At 47.3% G+C, this 15,716-nt stretch carries 15 protein-coding genes; 7 read left to right on the top strand and 8 right to left on the bottom strand.

Annotation, left to right across the window (positions count from 1 at the left end):
* The first annotated feature begins 10 nt into the window (after positions 1 to 10).
* From trpD to DPF93_RS11355, 6 genes are all read left to right on the top strand, one after another.
* Entirely contained in the window at positions 11 to 1,009 is a 999-nt protein-coding gene (gene trpD, locus DPF93_RS11380; protein WP_075651230.1) for an anthranilate phosphoribosyltransferase, read from the top strand.
* 9 nt (positions 1,010 to 1,018) lie between these two features.
* On the top strand, positions 1,019 to 2,446 hold the full coding sequence (gene trpCF, locus DPF93_RS11375; protein WP_114766285.1) for a bifunctional indole-3-glycerol-phosphate synthase TrpC/phosphoribosylanthranilate isomerase TrpF: 1,428 nt from the start codon (positions 1,019 to 1,021) through the stop codon (positions 2,444 to 2,446).
* Between the two features lie 12 nt (positions 2,447 to 2,458).
* Entirely contained in the window at positions 2,459 to 3,649 is a 1,191-nt protein-coding gene (trpB, locus tag DPF93_RS11370) for a tryptophan synthase subunit beta (protein WP_114766284.1), read from the top strand.
* Positions 3,649 to 4,455 (top strand): tryptophan synthase subunit alpha, encoded by an 807-nt coding sequence (gene trpA / locus DPF93_RS11365; RefSeq protein ID WP_114766283.1) that lies wholly within the window; start codon positions 3,649 to 3,651, stop codon positions 4,453 to 4,455. Before trpB ends, trpA begins: the two co-directional genes overlap by 1 nt.
* A gap of 325 nt (positions 4,456 to 4,780) precedes the next feature.
* Positions 4,781 to 6,040 (top strand): dicarboxylate/amino acid:cation symporter, encoded by a 1,260-nt coding sequence (locus DPF93_RS11360; RefSeq protein ID WP_114766282.1) that lies wholly within the window; start codon positions 4,781 to 4,783, stop codon positions 6,038 to 6,040.
* Positions 6,041 to 6,270: 230 nt separating this feature from the next.
* Entirely contained in the window at positions 6,271 to 6,918 is a 648-nt protein-coding gene (locus tag DPF93_RS11355) for a hypothetical protein (protein WP_123777536.1), read from the top strand.
* Positions 6,919 to 7,020: 102 nt separating this feature from the next.
* On the opposite strand, the gene DPF93_RS11350 is transcribed toward DPF93_RS11355, so the two are convergent.
* On the bottom strand, positions 7,021 to 7,926 hold the full coding sequence (locus DPF93_RS11350) for a manganese-dependent inorganic pyrophosphatase (protein ID WP_114766280.1): 906 nt from the start codon (positions 7,924 to 7,926) through the stop codon (positions 7,021 to 7,023).
* Positions 7,927 to 8,154: 228 nt separating this feature from the next.
* On the opposite strand from DPF93_RS11350, the gene DPF93_RS11345 reads away from it, so the two are divergent.
* On the top strand, positions 8,155 to 9,360 hold the full coding sequence (locus DPF93_RS11345; protein ID WP_114766279.1) for a putative manganese transporter: 1,206 nt from the start codon (positions 8,155 to 8,157) through the stop codon (positions 9,358 to 9,360).
* A 73-nt stretch (positions 9,361 to 9,433) separates the two neighbouring features.
* Here DPF93_RS11345 and hisIE read toward each other — a convergent pair whose 3' ends face one another.
* The 7 genes from hisIE to hisD all read right to left on the bottom strand — a co-directional run bounded on the left by hisIE (position 9,434) and on the right by hisD (position 15,711).
* Positions 9,434 to 10,069, bottom strand: a complete 636-nt coding sequence (gene hisIE / locus DPF93_RS11340; protein WP_114766278.1) for a bifunctional phosphoribosyl-AMP cyclohydrolase/phosphoribosyl-ATP diphosphatase HisIE — start codon at positions 10,067 to 10,069, stop codon at positions 9,434 to 9,436.
* Positions 10,066 to 10,854 (bottom strand): imidazole glycerol phosphate synthase subunit HisF, encoded by a 789-nt coding sequence (hisF, locus tag DPF93_RS11335; RefSeq protein ID WP_114766277.1) that lies wholly within the window; start codon positions 10,852 to 10,854, stop codon positions 10,066 to 10,068. The genes hisIE and hisF overlap by 4 nt, the downstream gene beginning before the upstream one ends.
* A complete protein-coding gene (gene hisA, locus DPF93_RS11330) occupies positions 10,836 to 11,573 on the bottom strand; it encodes a 1-(5-phosphoribosyl)-5-[(5-phosphoribosylamino)methylideneamino]imidazole-4-carboxamide isomerase (RefSeq protein ID WP_114766276.1) in 738 nt (245 codons plus the stop codon). Before hisA ends, hisF begins: the two co-directional genes overlap by 19 nt.
* 12 nt (positions 11,574 to 11,585) lie before the next feature.
* Positions 11,586 to 12,200: an imidazole glycerol phosphate synthase subunit HisH gene (gene hisH / locus DPF93_RS11325; RefSeq protein WP_114766275.1), complete on the bottom strand. Its 615-nt coding sequence runs from the start codon at positions 12,198 to 12,200 to the stop codon at positions 11,586 to 11,588.
* Positions 12,201 to 12,208: 8 nt separating this feature from the next.
* Entirely contained in the window at positions 12,209 to 13,282 is a 1,074-nt protein-coding gene (gene hisB, locus DPF93_RS11320) for a bifunctional histidinol-phosphatase/imidazoleglycerol-phosphate dehydratase HisB (protein WP_114766274.1), read from the bottom strand.
* 87 nt (positions 13,283 to 13,369) lie between these two features.
* A complete protein-coding gene (hisC, locus tag DPF93_RS11315) occupies positions 13,370 to 14,410 on the bottom strand; it encodes a histidinol-phosphate transaminase (RefSeq protein ID WP_075649966.1) in 1,041 nt (346 codons plus the stop codon).
* Positions 14,410 to 15,711 carry a histidinol dehydrogenase gene (hisD, locus tag DPF93_RS11310; RefSeq protein ID WP_114766273.1) on the bottom strand — a complete coding sequence of 434 codons (1,302 nt, stop codon included), beginning with the start codon at positions 15,709 to 15,711 and terminating at the stop codon, positions 14,410 to 14,412. Before hisD ends, hisC begins: the two co-directional genes overlap by 1 nt.
* Positions 15,712 to 15,716 lie beyond the last annotated feature (5 nt).

The following is a 15,716-nucleotide window of genomic DNA, read 5'->3' as shown; positions in this document are numbered from 1 at the left end:
GGAAAAGATCATGGAACAGATTATTAATAAACTATATGAGCAAGAGTCACTGACTGAGCAAGAGAGCCAGCAGCTTTTCGACCTGATTATCCGTGGTGAATTAGACCCGATTTTGATGGCTTCTGCCCTAACGGCACTGAAGATCAAAGGTGAAACACCCGCAGAGATCGCTGGCGCGGCTAAAGCATTGCTCGAAAACGCTAACCCGTTCCCACGTCCAGACTATGATTTTGCCGATATCGTTGGCACTGGTGGTGACGGACACGACACTATCAATATCTCGACGACCGCCGCTTTTGTTGCGGCAGGTTGTGGGCTTAAAGTCGCTAAGCACGGTAACCGTAGCGTGTCGAGCAAATCCGGTTCATCGGATCTGCTTGATTCATTCGGCATCAACCTCGCGATGAGTGCAGATGACACGCGTGAAGCCGTTGATGACCTTGGTGTGGCTTTCTTATTTGCGCCACAATATCACGGTGGTGTACGTCACGCGATGCCAGTGCGTCAAACCATGAAAACTCGCACGATCTTCAATATCTTAGGTCCTTTGATTAACCCAGCTCGCCCGAATATCGAGCTGATGGGTGTCTACAGCGAAGAACTGGTTCGCCCAATTGCAGAAACCATGCTGAAAATGGGCATGAAGCGCGCGGCTGTGGTGCATGGCAGCGGCTTAGATGAAGTGGCGATTCACGGCGAAACCACCGTGGCTGAAATCAAAGACGGACAAATTCATGAATACACCCTATCACCGGAAGATTTTGGTGTGGAACGTTTCCCATTGGAAGCAATTAAGGGTGGCGATCCAGAAGAAAACAAAGCGATCATTACCAACATTTTGACCGGCAGCGGCACTAAGGCACAATTAGGTGCAGTCGCGGTCAACGTAGCGTTATTGATGCGCCTATTTGGTCACGAAAACCTTAAAGCCAATACTCAGCAAGCGATCGACGTGATGAATTCTGGCAAGGCATTTAAGTTAGTTGAACAGTTAGCGGCACGCGGCTAAGGATCACCTATGACACAAACATCTGAAAAGCTCTCCCAGCACGTATCGAAACAAGAAGCGCAAATGGCAGAAGTATTAGCAAAGATTGTCCGTGACAAATATCAATGGGTCGCGGAGCGCAATCAAACGCAACCGCTCGCTGAATTTCAAACCGAGCTTGAGCCATCTGATCGCGACTTCTACCAAGCGCTGAGTGGAGATAAAACCGCGTTCATTCTTGAATGTAAAAAAGCCTCACCGTCAAAGGGGCTGATCCGGGACGATTTTAACTTGGACTACATCGCCTCAACCTATGATCGCCACGCAAGTGCCATCTCAGTGCTGACCGATGAAAAATACTTCCAAGGTGATTTTGAGTTTCTGCCGCAAGTGCGCAAACAGGCTCGCCAACCTATCTTATGTAAAGATTTTATGGTCGACAGCTACCAAGTGTATCTTGCGCGCCACTATAGCGCGGATGCGATTCTGTTGATGCTGTCAGTATTGGATGATGCTCAGTACCAAGAACTTGCTGACGTTGCCCATTCTCTGAAGATGGGTGTTTTAACTGAGGTGAGCAACGAAGACGAGCTGCATCGAGCGGTCAAACTGGGCGCTAAAGTCATCGGTATTAACAACCGCAACCTGCGCGATCTCAGCACCGATTTAAACCGTACCAAAGAGTTAGCTCCAACCATCCGTGAACTGGCACCCAACGCCACGGTTATCTCTGAATCGGGGATTTACACCCACCAGCAGGTGCGTGAACTGGCTGAGTTTGCCGATGGTTTCTTAATTGGCAGTTCGCTGATGGCGGAAGATAACCTCGAGCAAGCAGTGCGCAAAGTAACCCTCGGGCAAAACAAAGTGTGTGGTTTGACCCATTCAGACGATGCCGCTAAGGCGTATCAATCTGGTGCCGTCTATGGTGGTTTGATCTTTGTTGAAGCCTCTAAACGTTATGTGAGCCCAGAAAATGCTCGTCTCGTAATGAGTGGTGCGCCGCTTAACTATGTTGGCGTTTTTCAAAATCACCCTGTCGAAATTGTGGCTGAAATTGCTACCCAATTGAACCTTGCTGCGGTGCAGTTACATGGTAGCGAGTCTCAGGAGTATGTGGATGTTCTGCGCATTCAACTGCCGCAAGAGATTCAGATTTGGAAAGCCTATGGCGTGAGTGATAAACAGGTGCAACGTCTTAGCCGCCATATCGACCGCCATCTACTCGATGCTCAAGTCGGTAAACAAAGCGGCGGTACAGGCAAAGTATTTGATTGGTCATTAATCGGCTGCACTAAAGAAGTGATGCTGGCTGGCGGATTATCGGCAGATAACGCCCAGCAAGCAGGCACATTAGGCTGCCTCGGTTTAGACCTCAATTCCGGTGTGGAAAGCGCACCAGGTAAAAAAGATTTAGTTAAGTTGCAACAAGCGTTTGCTGCAATTAGAGAATATTAAGGAAGACAAGCAATGGCGATGTTAAATGCCTATTTCGGCGAATACGGCGGTCAATACGTTCCGCAAATTCTAGTGCCTGCGCTAGAGCAACTAGAGCAAGCGTTTATTGATGCACAAGAAGATCCTGCGTTTCGCAGCGAGTTTATGTCACTGCTGCAAGAGTATGCGGGTCGCCCAACAGCGTTAACGCTGACTCGTAACCTGACCAAAGGCACCAAAACCAAACTGTATCTAAAGCGTGAAGATTTGCTGCACGGCGGCGCACACAAGACCAACCAAGTACTTGGTCAAGCGTTGCTGGCAAAACGCATGGGTAAACATGAAATCATCGCTGAAACAGGTGCGGGTCAACACGGTGTGGCGACTGCCCTCGCCTGTGCGCTACTCGGACTAAAATGCCGCGTTTACATGGGCGCGAAAGACGTTGAGCGTCAAAGCCCGAACGTATTTCGCATGAAACTAATGGGCGCAGAAGTGATCCCGGTGCATTCAGGTTCAGCCACACTAAAAGATGCCTGTAATGAAGCGCTACGCGACTGGTCTGGCAGCTACGAAACCGCGCACTACTTGCTAGGTACAGCGGCGGGTCCTCACCCATTCCCAACGATTGTGCGTGACTTCCAGCGCATGATTGGTGAAGAGACCAAAAACCAGATTTTAGCCCGTGAAGGTCGCCTGCCTGATGCAGTCATTGCCTGTGTGGGTGGTGGCTCTAACGCTATTGGTATGTTTGCCGACTTCATTGAAGAAGAAAGTGTGCGTCTAATTGGCGTCGAACCTGCAGGTAAAGGCATTGATACTGACCAACATGGTGCACCGCTAAAACATGGCAAAACCGGTATTTTCTTTGGCATGAAAGCGCCACTGATGCAAGATGCCAACGGTCAAGTTGAAGAGTCTTACTCAGTGTCAGCTGGTCTAGACTTTCCGTCAGTGGGACCACAACACGCGCACTTAAATGCGATTGGACGTGCTGAGTATGACAACGTCACCGATGACGAAGCGCTAGAAGCTTTCCAAGAACTTGCGCGTAGCGAAGGGATCATTCCAGCGCTAGAATCCTCTCACGCACTGGCTCATGCACTGCGCATGGCACGTGAAAACCCAGAACAAGAACAACTACTGGTGGTAAACCTATCGGGTCGTGGTGACAAAGACATCTTTACTGTCCACGCCCTCCTAGAAGAAAAAGGAGTGATGTAATGGACCGTTATCAATCAATGTTTGCTCGCCTTGCAGAGAAAAACCAAGGCGCATTTGTCCCGTTCGTTACCATCTGCGATCCTAGCCCTGAACACTCGCTAGAAATCATGCGCACGTTAGCAAAATCTGGTGCTGACGCACTTGAGTTAGGCATGCCATTCTCCGACCCGCTGGCAGATGGTCCAACCATTCAAGGCGCTAACATTCGCGCGTTGGATGCAGGCGCAACACCGGCAATTTGCTTTGAGCTGATCAGTAAAATCCGTGCTGAGTTTCCAGAGTTACCGATTGGTCTGTTGATGTATGCCAACTTGGTGTTTTCACGCGGTATAGAAGACTTTTATCAACGCTGTGCAGAAGCTGGTGTTGATTCGGTGCTGATTGCCGATGTTCCGACCAATGAAAGCGCTGAGTTTGTGGCAGCCGCTAACGAGTTTGGTATTCACCCAATCTTTATTGCGCCACCAACCGCCAGCGACGAGACGCTTCAATCTGTAGCAGAGTTAGGCAGCGGCTACACTTACCTACTGTCACGTGCGGGGGTAACTGGCGCTGAAACCAAAGCCAATATGCCAGTAAGCGATATGCTAGAGCGCCTGAATAAATTTGATGCGCCGCCTGCTCTACTTGGCTTTGGCATTTCAGAACCTGAGCAAGTGAAACAAGCGCTTGAAGCTGGCGCGGCAGGCGCAATTTCAGGATCGGCTGTGGTTAAAATCATTGAGAATAACCACCCTCAACCAGAGCTTATGCTCGAAGCACTAGGTAACTTTGTTACTGCGATGAAAGCAGCAACACAAAAGTAACGTTTAGATAAGCTGATTTGCGGCTCGGGAGTTAACTCTCTCGAGCCGTTTTAGTTTAACACTTGCAACATTGTTACATTGATCACGTTTATATAAATCCATCCATTTGCGAAATATCCAATAAATCACCACCAGAGCAAACGTTACCCCTCAATTTAGCCAATAAATTTGTCATTAAACTGTCACTAGTAATGATGGATTTATAATTTTCTTTGTTGCCAAATGTAAACAATAAGTGTACAAACTTAGCCGACATTATTAGCTACCTACCACAATATGTGCAGTGGTTAATATTGGGGATTTATCATTTATTAGCACAGAGGTTATGGAAGTGTTAGAGAAAAAAGGTTTGCTAAGCAACATAGGTGTTCAAGTTGTCATTGCAATGATCGTCGGTACTGCCGTTGGTGCCATGATGGGTCAAGATGCTGCAATGTTTGCTCCACTTGGCGCAATTTTTATTAATCTAATCAAAATGCTAGTGATTCCACTAGTCGCAGTCGCACTTATTTCTGGTTCCGCGGGCTTAGGCAATAGCCATGCTGCAGGTAAAGTTGGTGCAGTAACGCTAGGTTACTTTGGTCTAACTTCAGCTCTGGCGGTGGCACTGGCTATCGTGATGGGCGTGGTTTTCCAACCAGGTATCGGCATTGACCTGTCGAGCGTGGAAGGCATGTTCTCATCTGAATACGCTGCTAAAGGGGAACTTCCTACTTTCTGGGCGACCGTTACCGGTATGATCCCAACCAACGTTTTCCAATCCCTAAACGAAGCGAATATTCTACAAATCTTGGTGTTCTGTCTATTTTTCGGTATCGCACTTTCTCGCCAAGACAAAGAACGCCGTACACCGATTATCAATGGCGTAAATACCATTGTTGATAGCATGGTTTGGATGATCAACAAGGTTATGGTTATCGCGCCTATTGGTGTCTTCGGTCTCATGGCAGAAGCAGTAGGTACCTTTGGTTTTGGCGCGCTAATGGTGGTATTTAAACTCTTTGTTGTATACGTCGCAGCCATCCTGATCTTTGGCTTTGTCGTTTACCCTGCAATGATCCACCTGTTTACTAAGACATCAGCCAAACAGTTTATCAGTGCAATGAAAAAGCCTCAGGCAGTTGCTCTCTCTACCGCCTCATCCATGGCGACACTACCTGTGACTATGGATACTGTTGAGCACGAGCTAAAAGTGCGCAACTCAACAGCATCATTTGTTCTGCCACTTGGCGCAACAATCAACATGTCTGGTAACGCGATCTACTACGGTTTGGTAGCAATCTTCTTCGCCCAACTGTTTAACATTGAACTTGGTATGGGTGCATACATCGCGATTATTGTTACTTCAACTTTAGGTGCGGTTGGTCAAGCGGGTGTTCCGGGACCATCATTCCTTGTGGTTGCAGTACTGCTTGCCGCAGGCATTCCAATCGAAGGTCTACCACTGCTATTCGCATTGGACCGTATCTTTGACATGATCCGCACAGCCCTCAACATCACGGGTGATGCAGCTTGTGCCGTAATTGTTGATGCGCTGATTGAAGAAGAAGCCGCACAAGCGGAATTAGAAAAACAACAAGCGTAGCTACACTCCTACTCCTTGTTCCTAAAACAGCAAGTAAATTGAAAGCTTAATTAAAATCGCTCCCACTCAGGTGGTGAGCGATTTTTTAGTTTTAGGATTTAGCTTGTGATGTCATTAATAAGCAATATGGTAAATACAAACTGATTGCTGCGAAATCTGTCACACTAATACATATTTACAATCAGTTACATGTATTACAATATGCAAAACCACTCGCATGAAGCGTTATATTGATCAAACAAGGAGAGTCACCAGTGGATACTAGTCAAGCGTCAGTTCAACAGGCAGCGCCTAAATTTCTAAATAAGATTGGCACATTAGCCTTCGGTCTTATCGTTATTGGTTCATTTCTACCCATTATCACAATTAAAATATTTGGCAGCGCCCAATCCACCACGGGCATCGATTATTACGGGTTTTCTGTGGTGTTACTCATGGCAGCCGGTGCTGCGGCATGTTTTACAGGCTTACCAAAATTACTTGCTAAAGGTCTAGCGGTTCTTACTTTAGCCTATCTTTACTACCAACTATATTCAGCAGTAAAAGAGCTCTATGAACTCGTTAATATGTTCGGCAGCAGTAGAGGTGTTGGGTCTGCTATTGAAGCTGCCATTTCAACGTTAAGTTACGGCGCTGTTGTGTTGCTGCTTGGATTTATCTTATTAAACCTGTTTATTTTTGTTAGTTATAAAATCCACCCTCGCTTTGAGAACCTAGAAATTTTGCTTTCACACTACTCAAATAAAGGCGCAGAGCTCGCTAAAGAAAAGGCAGAACAAGCAAAGCAGGTTGCAGAAGAAAAAGCAGAACAAGCGAAAAAAGCAGCGGAAGAAAAGGTCGAGAGTATAAAAAATAGCGCAGAGAATAAAGATAAGTAATTCGCTAGAATTTATTGCTACTGCTATTTATTGCTACCGATAGTTAAGACAAAAAAACCACTCGCAAGAGTGGTTTTTTATTCAAAAGGCTAAACCAGCAACTTATGCTAGTTCAGTTTGTAGCCATGGCCAGCCTTGCTTCTTACGGCTTAGCGTGTTTTCCATCATTAGCATGCCATCTTTCTCATGCTTAACTAGTTTCTCAGCCCACTCACCTTTGTAAAGAAGACGAGTTTGCGCTGTTGTGATGTCAGTTAGCATTACAGCTGCGAATGCTAGACCTTCTTCAGCACAGCGGCGCTCTAGGTCAGCTTCTAGCGCTTCAATCATACCATCAACTTGCTCTAGAGTTGCAAGCTCAACTTGACCCACAACTACATCACGACCGTTGAATGGGTAACCTTTAAGGTCTTTTTCAACAAGTTCAGCAGCAGATAGACCTTCGATGTCTGTCTTAGCAATCAGTAGATCTTTGATGAAAGCGTCAACATCTTGTACATCCGCAATTGCAGCTAGCTCAGCTACTGCATCTTTGTCTTTTTGTGTACAAGTTGGTGATGCAAAACCTACTGTGTCAGAAAGGACTGCTGACATCATAAGTTTAGCGATTTGCGGAGTGATGGTGTGACCTTCAATCTTGAACATGTTGAACAGTACAGTGTTTGTACAACCTACAGGCCAGATCCAAGCTTCCATTGGGTTCACTGTCATCACGTCACCTAGACGGTGGTGGTCAACGATACCTAGGATTTCTGCTTCAGCCACATCGTCTGGTGCTTGTGCTAGATCTGAGTAGTCAACTAACCAGATTTGCTCGCCAGCAACAGAAGTACGTAGTTCTGGAGTTTCAGCGCCAGCTACTTCTAGAATGTGTTGAGTTTCGCGGTTGATCTCGCCTTGGCGAATTGGCATTGCTTCATTGCCACGCGCTTTCAGTAGCTCAGTTGCTACGATTGCACTACAGATACTATCACTATCAGGGTTCTTGTGACCTACAACTAGAATCATTGCTCTTCCTATTTAAGTCTTACCACTTGCCTAAATTATGTTTTTTCCACGTAACCATGGATTTCTAGGCAATTACTTACGAAAGCCGATACTTTACCTGATTTTTGCAATTTGTCATCGGTTTCAGCCCTCGCTCATAAAAAGAAAGCGTAACGGGAAATTTAAGTTGCAAATAATTCTCATTTGCATATATTGGTAATGAGAATCGTTTTTATTGGGCACCTTGCTATGAACCCGACTTTGACCACTAAGTTTTCGCATTTTCTTTCGCTGCATCAGTTTCATCTCACCTACAAGCGCTTGTTTCTGCCAGTCCTTTTGATAGCGTTTGTTGCCAATGAAGCTACGCGAGAAGTAACCGTTAATACCCTATCGGATGCATTTTGGGCAGTTTCTTGCTACGTCGCTTTTACGTTAGCTGTGTATCACTATGTTTCGCTATTCATTAGTAAAGAAAACAAAGTTGTCGCGTTGTTCAACAGCTCACGTAGCTATCAAGTGGTTTTTTCTGCATTGCTCGGCGCGTTGCCTGGCTGCGGGGGAGCCATTATCGTTACAACTCAATTCGTAAGCGGTAGAGTGGGCTTTGGCGCGGTGGTTGCTGTACTGACGGCAACCATGGGTGATGCAGCCTTTCTACTCCTTGCTAGTAAACCGGATGTTGGCGTACTAGTTATGGCGGTTGGCGTTGTGGTTGGCTGTCTATCAGGCTGGGCGGTGAATGCGATTCACCAGGACGATTTTCTGCGTCCGCAATTAAAGCAAGCACTCCCTCATAGCTGCTGTAAAAACGAAAATGCTCATTCTGCTTTTGAACAGAAAGCGATAAACCTACAAGGTTCTTTTTGGAAATGGCTTATTGTCCCAGCCACTATCATTGCTGGACTAGGATCGTTTCAGGTCGATATCAACCAACTGTTCCATCTGCCTGAAATGGGCATAGAGTGGATCGGCGCAGCGTTAATTATCGTTAGCATGCTGCTTTGGTCATTAACCAAAGAAATCAAAGACTATGAATCGACAGTGGCTGAAGATACCAAAAGCGTCTCTTCGCACCCATTACAAAAAGCCGCGCAAGATACCAATTTTGTTACCGCTTGGGTGATCGTTGCCTTTATGGCGTTTGAGTTGACCACCTTCTTTGGTCATATTGATCTTGCCGCGCTATTTTCTGGCTGGGGCGTCTACATGCCATTAATGGGGCTGGCAGTCGGTCTGTTACCTGGATGTGGACCACAAATTCTGGTTACTAGCTTATATATCTCAGGCGCGGCGCCGCTATCAGCCCAGCTGGCGAATGCGATTTCAAATGACGGTGACGCGCTTTTCCCCGCAATTGCGCTGGCTCCTAAAGCGGCTTTAGTTGCCACCTTCTATTCAGCGATTCCCGCACTAATTGTTGGTTATGGTTTCTATTTCTTATTTGAAATATAACCGCCTAGAATAGTTCCAACAAAAAAGGGCTGCCTTAACAAAGCAGCCCTTTCAGTCTCTTGCTAAAGTAGCCTTATTTGTGGCGCTCTTTTAGCTTGTTGATCACATCATTGAACGACAAACCTTGGTCTTGAAGCAGCACAAACAAGTGGTAAATGAGATCAGCCGATTCACAGACTAATTCCGCCTTGTCACCCGACGTTGCCGCAAGCGCGACTTCAACGCCCTCTTCGCCCACTTTCTGCGAAATACGTTTGGTACCACGGGCATAGAGACTAGCGGTGTAGGATGACTCGGGATCGGCATCTTTACGAGCAGCCAAGAGCTGTTCAAGTTGATGAAGCCAAACCAATTGCGACTCTTCTTGCTTATCGCCATCCCAACAGGTTGTAGTACCCGTGTGGCAAGTCGGACCGATTGGATTGACTTTAACCAATAACGTGTCATTGTCACAATCAAGCGCAGCATTAACTAAATTCAATACATTGCCCGAAGTTTCGCCTTTGGTCCAAAGACGCTGCTTGGTACGGGAATAAAAGGTCACATGCCCTGTTTCACCAGTTTTTGCCAACGCATCTTGGTTCATGTAACCCATCATTAATACTTGGCTTGACTGGAAATCTTGCACAATCACGGGTAATAGACCATCCACTTTATTCCAGTCAATACGCTCGCTTAGTGCCGCAATCTCGCTCACTTGAAAACTCATAACTTCACCTCGACTGGTCGTGCTACTACGCCTTGTGCTAGTAGGTACTGCTTTAATTCACCAATATTAATCACTTGTTTGTGGAACACTGATGCTGCGAGTGCGCCATCAACGTTGGCTTGGTGGAAAGCTTGCGCAAAATGCTCCATTGCCCCTGCACCTCCAGATGCAATCAGTGGAACCTTACACACTTCACGCACCATATTAAGCTGCTCGATATCGTAACCGTTTCGCACGCCATCTTGGTTCATCATGTTAAGGACAATTTCACCCGCGCCACGCTTTTGCACTTCTTGTACCCAATCACGAGTTTGCCATTGAGTCGCTTTGGTGCGCGCTTCATCACCCGTGAATTGATACACCTGATATTTGCCGGTCTCTTTGTCGTAGTAAGAGTCGATGCCCACCACAATGCACTGCACGCCAAATTTATCGGCGAGTTCAGTGATAAGCTCAGGGTTTGCCAGTGCAGGCGAGTTGATTGACACTTTATCCGCGCCAAATTCTAAAATACGCGCTGCATCTTCTGCCGATTTGATACCACCGGCAACGCAGAAAGGAATATCAATCACTTCCGCTACACGCTTCACCCAGCTTTTGTCGACCACGCGACCGTCACTTGATGCGGTAATATCATAAAACACCAACTCATCTGCGCCTTCTTCTGCGTAGCGCTTTGCTAGCGGGACAATGTCGCCGATGATTTCATGGTTGCGAAACTGAACGCCTTTTACTACCTGTCCATCCCGCACATCGAGACACGGAATTATTCGCTTTGCCAACATGCAAATGCCTCCTCTGCGGTAAACTTGCCATCCAGTAGAGCGCGACCAACAATGACACCTGCCACGCCCGTGCCTTTCAGCGCTTCAATATCCGCTAAACTGCCGATACCACCAGAAGATTGAAACTGCACTTGTGGGTACTGCTTACAAAGATCAACATAAAGCTCAACGTTAGAACCTGCAAGCGTGCCATCACGCGATATATCGGTGCAAAGCACATGCTTTAGACCCACCGTTAAGTAGTCATCGATCAGTGCTTCAATGGTCACGCCGGAGTCTTCTTGCCAACCTGAAATCGCCACTTTGCGTGTACCGTCAGCATCGATATTGATATCCAGTGCTAAGACAATTTTCTCCGCGCCATATTTCTCCATCCAGCCTTTAACCAGCTCTGGCTGCTTAACGGCAGTTGAGCCTACAACGACACGTTGTGCGCCCGCTTCTAGCAAGTCGACCACATCTTGCTCGCTGCGCACACCGCCGCCTATTTGAATATTGGCAGGCGTACTGGCGAGTAACTTAGCGATAAGATCAAGCTGACGAGCGGTGGTGTCTTTCGCACCCGTTAAATCAACTAAGTGCAGCCAATTGGCGCCCGCTTGGTGATAGAGGTTGAACTGCTCAGCCGGATCAACCTTGTATTCTGTTACTTGACCGTAGTCGCCTTGGTAAAGGCGAACTACTTGTCCTTCAATTAAATCTAACGCTGGAATGATCACGTGTAGGTCCCTCTACAAATTTAAGAAATTCTCGATAAGTTTTGAGCCCGCGCTGCTTGAACGCTCAGGATGAAATTGCACCCCATAATAGTTACCACTTTGCACCGCGGCGCTAAACGGCTGACCATAATTACATTCCGCAATAGTGTAGTCACCAACAGGCATGGCAAAGCTATGCACAAAGTAGAAATACTCGCCTTCTTCAATACCTTTAAATAACGGATGTTCCGGTAGAGATTTGACGGTATTCCAGCCCATGTGTGGTAATGGCAGCTCACCGGTTTGCATCAGCTTTACTTCACCCTCACACAAACCTAAACACTCAACTTGCGCGTCCGCTTTCTGCCCTTTCTCTTGGGAGAATTTACCTAAAAGTTGCATACCAAGACAGATGCCAAGGAGCGGCTTTTCTACCTGCTTAACCAAACTAATCAGATTGCGCTCTTCGAGGTTTTTCATTGCCTCACTCGCCGTACCTACACCGGGTAGAAACAGCTTATCAGCAGCCAAAACCACTTGAGGATCTTTGGAAATTTCAACTTCACAGCCCAAGCGTTCAATGGCAAATCGAACCGAGGATACATTGGCACAACCGGTATCAATAATGACGACTTTCTGTTGTTTCATAGTGCCTCCTACAACACGCCTTTGCTGCTTGGTAGTTCTGTACCTTCCACTTTGATGGCTTGGCGTAATGTACGACCAAAAGCTTTAAATAAGCTTTCGATGATGTGGTGATCATTATCACCAGACGACGATAAGTGCAGCGTACAAGCGAGAGTATCGGTTAATGAACGGAAGAAATGCACCACCATTTCAGTCGAAAGATCACCTACCTGCTCGCGGCTAAACTCGGCGTCAAACTTAAGGTACGGGCGACCTGACAAGTCAAGCGCACACTGCGCCAGGCACTCATCCATTGGCAAGCTAAAACCAAATCGACCGATACCGCGTTTGTCACCAAGCGCATCTTTAAGCGCTTGCCCAAGTGCCAGCGCCGTATCTTCGACTGTGTGGTGATCATCGATGTGCAAGTCACCTTCCACTTGGCAAATCATCTGGAAACCACCGTGGGTGGCAATCTGATCCAGCATGTGGTCGAAGAAGCCTAAGCCTGTTGAAATCTGGTTGCCACCTTGCTCATCCAAATTAACGCGCACTCTAATATCGGTTTCTTTAGTAGTGCGAATCACTTCCGCAATGCGTGCGTTAACAGTCAAATCTTTAAGGATTTGCTGCCAACCCATGGTTTCTGGATGATATTGAATGCCGCGAATCGCCATGTTCTCTGCCAATTGCAGATCCGTTGCGCGATCGCCAATCACCACTGAATGCTGGAAGTCAACCTTGCCACTTTGGAGATACTCTTTCACCATGCCAAGCTTTGGCTTGCGACATGAGCAGTTGTCCTCTTCAAAGTGCGGGCAGATCAAAACATCGTCGAACTTCACACCTTGCGAGGAAAAGATCTCCATCATCATGTCATGTGGGGCGTCAAAATCGGCTTGTGGGTAGCTGTCGGTGCCTAAACCATCTTGGTTCGTCACCATCACTAGGCGGTAACCTGCATTTTGCAGTGCAAGTAAGCTTGGAATAACGAAAGGTTCAAGTTTTAGCTTATCGAGGCGATCAACTTGGAAGTCGATTGGTGGTTCAACGATCAACGTGCCGTCACGGTCGATAAACAAGATTTTTTGCTGCTTGCTCACTGGAATATCCTTATCAATTTAGCGCCCTCGCCCTTAAGCCAGAGCGCACTATCTTATTTGTGGTGTCTCTAATTTGACAGCCCGTTACTAAGCGTAGAAATTACGAATAAAACCTAAGGTCTTTTCACATTCGTCGCGATTGCCGACACTAATACGCACGCAATTTTCAATCGGTGAGTTGCGCAAAATAATGCCGCTGTCCCAAGCCGCTTTAAATAGCGCATCGCCATCAGGGAATTTCACCAGTAGGTAGTTGCCCCAACCATCGAACACTTGCACATCGGCAATCATCGATAAGCCGACTTGTAGATAAGCGCGGTTGGCGTTGAGGTCTAAAACTTGGAACTTAGCGCGTGCCAGTCCGGCTTCAGACAACGCTTGAATCGCAATATCTGCCACAGGCACTGGCACTGGGTAAGGCGCGATCACCTTATTAAGCACACCAATCAGTTCTTCATTCGCAAGCGTAAATCCGCAGCGCAGCCCCGCAAGCGCAAACGCTTTTGATAAAGTGCGCAGAATCGCTAGATTTGAATATTGTGCGAGTAAATCGACCGTTGAAGCTTCAGGGCAAAAATCAATATACGCTTCATCCATCACCACAATCGCGCGGTCTTTGGTCATCTCTAGTAAGCTGATAATGTCTTCACGCTTAACTAAATTGCCGGTTGGGTTATTTGGGCTACAAACAAACACCAATTTCACCGCATCTAAGTTGGCTTCTATGCTCGCTAAATCAAGCTGCCAATCCGCAGTTAGCGGAACAGTCTTGCGCTCCACCCCGATGGTTTCGGCACTGATGGCATACATGCCATACGTTGGCGGACAAAATAGAATCGCATCTTCACCCGGCTCGCAGAATGCGCGAATTAAAAGTTCAATACCTTCATCCGCACCACGTGAGGTTAGGGTCTGTTCTGGCTTAACCCCCGCATAGGCAGCGTAAGCTTCAATCAAGGCTTTGGGCTGGCACTCACTGTAGCGGTTTAAACGAGTAAAATCGGTCTTATATTCATTGTCGAACGGAGATTCATTCGCGTTGAGCCACACGTCGCCACTGCCGCCGATACGACGCGCAGAAAGATAAGGTGTTAACTGCTGAACCTGTTTACGTGCTAACTTTTCCATTACGCTTCTCCTCGTTGAAGCAACTTCTCTACACGAATTGTAACAGCTCGCTTGTGCGCGTCTAAGCCTTCAGCTTCTGCCATCGTCACTACCGTGGGCGCGAGTGTTTGTAAACCTTCAGCTGATAATTCCTGAACCGTCATACGCTTAGAGAAATCCGCCAAGCCAAGGCTCGAATAGGTACGGGTATAACCGTAAGTTGGCAGCACGTGGTTAGTACCAGAAGCGTAATCACCCGCTGATTCTGGCGACCAATCCCCTAAGAAGATCGAACCGGCATTATCCAGTAAAGGCAAAAGCTCACGTGGGCTCTTGGTCTGTACAATCAAGTGTTCAGGACCGTAGTAATTCGAGATAGAAACCGCCTGCGTCAGCGATTCAGAAATAATGATCAAACTGGAAGCGAGCGCTTTTTCAGCAATGTCGGCGCGGGTTAACTCTTTGAGCTGACGCTGCACCGCATCCGACACTTGATCCGCAATCACTGGTGAAGGAGTGACTAGCACCACTTGTGAATCCGGACCGTGCTCAGCTTGGCTTAGCAAATCCGCAGCAATAAAGTCAGCATCGGCGCTTTCATCTGCAATCACTAGCACTTCTGAAGGTCCTGCTGGCATATCAATCGCCGCGCCGTGAAAATCGTTACTCACTTGTCGCTTAGCTTCCGTGACATAGGCATTACCCGGACCAAAGATCTTATCCACTTTCGCGACGGTTTCTGTGCCGTATGCCATTGCTGCTACTGCTTGACCGCCGCCTACATTGTAAACTTCATCAATATTGCACAGCTTGGCGACATAAAGAATTTCATCAGCAATCGGCGGTGGTGAACACAACACCACTTTCTGACAGCCCGCGATTTGTGCGGGTACGCCTAGCATCAATACCGTTGACGGCAGCGGTGCACTACCACCAGGGATATACAGCCCCACTTTTTGAATCGGGCGAGTAACTTGCTCACACAACACACCCGGCTGGGTTTCAACTTTAATTGGCTGTGGCTTTTGCGCCTTGTGAAACTTAGCGATATTGGCATACGCTTGCTCAAGCGCTTGCTTCATTTGCTCAGACAATCGCGCTGAAGCGGCATCAATTTCCGCTTTAGAGACGCGAATGGAATCTGGCTTTACGCGATCAAACTTTTCCGTTAATTCAACTAACGCTGCATCACCTTGCTGGCGAACTTGCGCAATCACTTCAGCGACCGCAGCGGTGATATTCGCGCCTTCGGCAATCGCCGGACGCTCTAATACCGCATCTTGTTGAGTTTCACTTAATGATTGCCAAACAACAGTTCTCATGACAA

It is taken from the genome of Vibrio rhodolitus (assembly GCF_003350325.1).
Taxonomy (GTDB): domain Bacteria; phylum Pseudomonadota; class Gammaproteobacteria; order Enterobacterales; family Vibrionaceae; genus Vibrio; species Vibrio rhodolitus.
This window is presented reverse-complemented; position numbering and strand designations above follow the sequence as displayed.

Coding starts and splice junctions, on each gene's coding strand:
- DPF93_RS11345 (WP_114766279.1), top strand. CDS start 8,155: ATGAACCCGACTTTGACCACTAAGTTTTCGCATTTTCTTTCGCTGCAT.
- DPF93_RS11350 (WP_114766280.1), bottom strand. CDS start 7,926: ATGATTCTAGTTGTAGGTCACAAGAACCCTGATAGTGATAGTATCTGT.
- hisIE (WP_114766278.1), bottom strand. CDS start 10,069: ATGAGTTTTCAAGTGAGCGAGATTGCGGCACTAAGCGAGCGTATTGAC.
- trpCF (WP_114766285.1), top strand. CDS start 1,019: ATGACACAAACATCTGAAAAGCTCTCCCAGCACGTATCGAAACAAGAA.
- hisH (WP_114766275.1), bottom strand. CDS start 12,200: ATGAAACAACAGAAAGTCGTCATTATTGATACCGGTTGTGCCAATGTA.
- hisD (WP_114766273.1), bottom strand. CDS start 15,711: ATGAGAACTGTTGTTTGGCAATCATTAAGTGAAACTCAACAAGATGCG.
- hisF (WP_114766277.1), bottom strand. CDS start 10,854: ATGTTGGCAAAGCGAATAATTCCGTGTCTCGATGTGCGGGATGGACAG.
- trpD (WP_075651230.1), top strand. CDS start 11: ATGGAACAGATTATTAATAAACTATATGAGCAAGAGTCACTGACTGAG.
- trpB (WP_114766284.1), top strand. CDS start 2,459: ATGGCGATGTTAAATGCCTATTTCGGCGAATACGGCGGTCAATACGTT.
- hisC (WP_075649966.1), bottom strand. CDS start 14,410: ATGGAAAAGTTAGCACGTAAACAGGTTCAGCAGTTAACACCTTATCTT.
- DPF93_RS11360 (WP_114766282.1), top strand. CDS start 4,781: ATGGAAGTGTTAGAGAAAAAAGGTTTGCTAAGCAACATAGGTGTTCAA.
- trpA (WP_114766283.1), top strand. CDS start 3,649: ATGGACCGTTATCAATCAATGTTTGCTCGCCTTGCAGAGAAAAACCAA.